A 3,559-nucleotide genomic window follows, 5' to 3' on the forward strand; every position below is an offset into this window, starting at 1 on the left:
CCTGGTAGCCGCGGCCGTTGGTAAGCCGGCTGATCTCAGCCACAGCCTGGTTGCGTTGCGCCACAAGTACGGGACAGGCGACATTGTCATAACGCAGGGACGAAATTTTTTCATTGTCGAGCTGGCTTTGAATGCCTGCGCAGCCCGAGAGCAGCGCGGAAAGTATGATCACCTGAAGGTGCCTTGTCGTCATGTGCCAATATCCTCGATAACGAATAGGGGACATGAATGCGGCAATGGCGCCAGTTTGGCAAGATGGATGCGCAAAATGCAGCATCCAATTGGTGATTCGACGTCAATCGATCAGCAGGACGCGCACGCTTCCCTGGTCGAGGGGGATGTCCGATACGTTGACGATTCGTGGCTCGGCGTCGGTCAACAAGACGCAGCGGCGATAATATGTGGCGAGATAGCGGACGAAGCTCGAACCATGATCGCGGTGATAGAGTTCCGGCGAAAGCACAGCATAAATTGGAATATTGCGCTCCATGAGCCCGGTCATGGACAGGCAGGCGATCGCCTCATAGCCTTCGATATCGATCCATACGAGACCGATCTGTTCCAGCGGAACATGCGCGTCCAGCAGGATGGTTTCGACCCTGTTGATCGGAATTCTGGTCCTGCTATCGCTGGGCCTTTGCTGTTTCATGCCGCTTCGCTGCCTGTCGTTGCGGCCCACGTAGAAATTGGTCATTCCATCGATGACGCCAGCTGCACATGGGAAGCAGGAAACCGTGTCTCGCAGATCGTTGTCGTCGACATTCCGTTTCAAGGCCGCAAAATTGACTGCCTCCGGTTCGACGGCGAGTATGCGCGCAAATGCGCCGCATGTTGCCATCTCGATGGTCTGCACTCCGGATCCGGCACCGAGTTCCAGCAACGTCGCATTATCGCGAAATGTGCCCGTTGTGCTCAGGATATGACAAACTTTCGCGACTTCGCTTTCGGGGAGCTCACCAAAGTCGATACGCCTGTCCGAGGCGCTGCTTAGCTCACTCCATGCGGCTGCTTTGAAAGAACGAAAACGCCCAGCAAGCGACTGGATGCGAGCGGTCAAAAAACCACCGAGACGTTGTATGAAATTGGCCGAAAAATTTGGTCGCGACTCAAACGCCGCAGTGAGTTGAAAATAGGTCATTTAAAAAATCCAGTTCAAAACAATGATCGATAAAAGCAAAATACGGTTCTATTTGATGTTATCGACGATGCGCTCAGATCAGCGCAACTCAATAATTGGAGTTATATGGAGAACTATCCTTAGAAAATTTAGTATTTTCAACGGTATGGCCAATTGAGCGTAGTTTTTGGTTGAATGATGGAACTTAAAACTGTAGCGAAAACTCGATTTAATCAAGAATGACTAGTAAAATGGTATGGTATAGCAGTTTAGGCTTGCGATAGGTGCCGTCTCGCCCTTATGATTCGACTTCCGGGAGCCCCCGGCAGATGCAACACAAGAGTGAGGAGACAGGAATGCCTGGTTTGCTGCACCCACTTCATGAGGGCCATGCGCCCATCATATTGCACAATGCCTTTCAGGATGCGATTGACGCCTTGGAGGATTGGGAACTCGGCAGTGACGAGCCCCAGATTGACGTCAACGAGAAACGGGTCCCGATCAGTGCTGTGTTCCGGCGTCTATGGACCTGCACGGATATCCTTCCCGCACGCACGCTTGCCGTCGTGGAGGATTTGTTGCCTTTGCGTTCAGCCGAATTCAGAATCGGATCGTCGACCTATGCCGACGCTGCCCATAGTCTTTGGCAGTTGAGCATGCAGAAACGCGCTGCAACTAACGAGATACGCCAGTAAACTGGAAAATGGTTTTGTGAAAATCACCCGCGGGCCAAAACCGGCGGGTGATTCTTGTTGGTTTAGCCGCCGTTCTTGGCCAGCCAGGTTTTCATCTGTTTGATCTCGCTTTCCTGTGCTGCGATGATCGTTTCGGCCAGTTTGCGGATCTCCGGATCTTTGCCGTATTCCAGCTCGACCTTGGCCATGTCGATGGCGCCTTGATGATGCGCGATCATGCCCGACACAAAATCCTTGTCGGCATTGCCGGTAAAGGGAATTGCCATGTCCTTGTGCATTTTCGCATTGGCCTCGGCAAACGCCTTGGAGGATGCGCTTTGATCGCCTTTGGGCATCGCCATCATGTCATGCTGTTTGGTCTTGTGCGTTGTGTGATCCTGCGCCAGCACCGGTGAGGTAAAGGCGAGGGCGCAGACCAGCACCGCACTGTGAATATATGTGATTTTCATCGTTGATCTTTCCATAGGCCAGTCAAACCGGCGCAGGCTGTGGCCCGCTCACCTGCGCGTAAAAACGAAAGGAATGATCGATTATATGCGGGGAGGGCGCGGGAGCGGCGCATTGTCGAGCGCGACAAGCGGCAATTCTCCGGCTCGCGGAATGACGATTTTGGGTTGCGGGATAACCGGGATCACAGACGTGATTGCGGGTACGCCGATACAGGCCGCACACACCGCTGGATGCTGTTGTTTGGCGTCCCCCGGGCAATGATGTTTGCCGGCGCAGTCATTGGAATGATCAACATGGCCAGACGCCTGCGAGGACCCGGTCGCAACATCCTGCAAACCCAGTTCTACAGCCAGACGGGCGGGCGCCGCAAACACCGGAACCCAGCCAATGCTGAGCGCGGTCAAAAATGCGAGGATTGCGACGAGCCTTTTCATTTGCCCCTTATAGCCTGCGTGCTACCCGGATTGAACTCACCTTGTGTTTATCCTTGAACTGCCTTTGCTGCGGCCAGTCCGTTTTCAATGTCGGCAATAAGATCGGCCTTGTCTTCAAGCCCGATCTGCAGCCGGATGACCGGTCCTGCATAATTCTTGCCTGTAATCTCCCGGCCGCCGAGATGGACATGCAATGCGAGACTTTCATATCCACCCCACGAATAGCCCAGGCCGAAAATCCTCAATGCGTTGAGGAAGGCTTGTGCCTGTGCAACTCCGCCCTGGATGACAATGGAAAACACTCCGCCCGCACCACAAAAATCGCGTTTGAACAAGGCGTTTCCCGCATGGCTCTCAAGACCGGGATGCAGGACCTCGATGACACCGTCCTGCGCCTCGAGCCATCTGGCGATGTCCAGCGCGCTCTCCGCATGCCGTTCCATGCGCACGCCCATGGTGCGCAGCCCGCGCAAAACCTGATAGGCATCGTCACCGCTCACGCAGAGCCCGAGCGCCGAATGCGCAGCATCCAATGTCTTGAAGCATTTCTCATTGGCCGAAATGGTTCCCATCAGGATGTCTGAATGACCGGCAGGGTATTTGGTCGCCGCATGGATCGAGATATCGACGCCATAATCCAGCGCCTTGAAATAGATCGGCGTCGCCCAGGTATTGTCCATCATGACGATGGCATCTGCCGCATGGGCCTTTTCGACGATGGCCGGGATGTCCTGGATTTCGAACGTGTTGGAGCCCGGTGATTCGGTGAAGACGACACGGGTGTTCGGCTTGATCAGTTTCTCGATGCCAGCGCCAACCAGCGGGTCATAGAATTCGACCTCGATACCCAATCGCTTCAACAT

General features: G+C 54.3%; 6 protein-coding genes. 1 reads left to right on the forward strand and 5 read right to left on the reverse strand.

The features are described from left to right. A partial coding sequence (locus ACXJ5O_RS21750) for a hypothetical protein (RefSeq protein WP_457301711.1) occupies positions 1-193 on the reverse strand: 193 nt, incomplete at its 3' end. Between the two features lie 102 nt (positions 194-295). Next, the gene (locus tag ACXJ5O_RS21755) at positions 296-1,138 is read right to left on the reverse strand and encodes an FkbM family methyltransferase (RefSeq protein ID WP_457301712.1); all 843 of its coding nucleotides are present in this window, start codon (positions 1,136-1,138) and stop codon (positions 296-298) included. A 335-nt stretch (positions 1,139-1,473) separates the two neighbouring features. On the opposite strand from ACXJ5O_RS21755, the gene ACXJ5O_RS21760 reads away from it, so the two are divergent. Continuing rightward, the gene (locus tag ACXJ5O_RS21760; RefSeq protein WP_210002175.1) at positions 1,474-1,812 is read left to right on the forward strand and encodes a BRA0787 family protein; all 339 of its coding nucleotides are present in this window, start codon (positions 1,474-1,476) and stop codon (positions 1,810-1,812) included. A 62-nt stretch (positions 1,813-1,874) separates the two neighbouring features. Here ACXJ5O_RS21760 and copM read toward each other — a convergent pair whose 3' ends face one another. The 3 genes from copM to metC form a co-directional block, all read right to left on the reverse strand. After that, positions 1,875-2,261 carry a CopM family metallochaperone gene (copM, locus tag ACXJ5O_RS21765; RefSeq protein ID WP_457301713.1) on the reverse strand — a complete coding sequence of 129 codons (387 nt, stop codon included), beginning with the start codon at positions 2,259-2,261 and terminating at the stop codon, positions 1,875-1,877. An 81-nt stretch (positions 2,262-2,342) separates the two neighbouring features. Next, positions 2,343-2,696, reverse strand: a complete 354-nt coding sequence (locus ACXJ5O_RS21770) for a hypothetical protein (RefSeq protein WP_457301714.1) — start codon at positions 2,694-2,696, stop codon at positions 2,343-2,345. A 47-nt stretch (positions 2,697-2,743) separates the two neighbouring features. After that, positions 2,744-3,559, reverse strand: an 816-nt coding sequence (metC, locus tag ACXJ5O_RS21775) for a cystathionine beta-lyase (protein ID WP_457301715.1), incomplete at its 5' end; no start/stop codon positions are given.

The sequence above is a fragment of the Phyllobacterium sp. P5_D12 genome, from assembly GCF_054049495.1.

Bases quoted from the DNA above. Each gene is read 5' to 3' on its own strand.
- ACXJ5O_RS21755 (WP_457301712.1), bottom strand. From the start codon at position 1,138: ATGACCTATTTTCAACTCACTGCGGCGTTTGAGTCGCGACCAAATTTT.
- ACXJ5O_RS21760 (WP_210002175.1), top strand. From the start codon at position 1,474: ATGCCTGGTTTGCTGCACCCACTTCATGAGGGCCATGCGCCCATCATA.
- copM (WP_457301713.1), bottom strand. From the start codon at position 2,261: ATGAAAATCACATATATTCACAGTGCGGTGCTGGTCTGCGCCCTCGCC.
- ACXJ5O_RS21770 (WP_457301714.1), bottom strand. From the start codon at position 2,696: ATGAAAAGGCTCGTCGCAATCCTCGCATTTTTGACCGCGCTCAGCATT.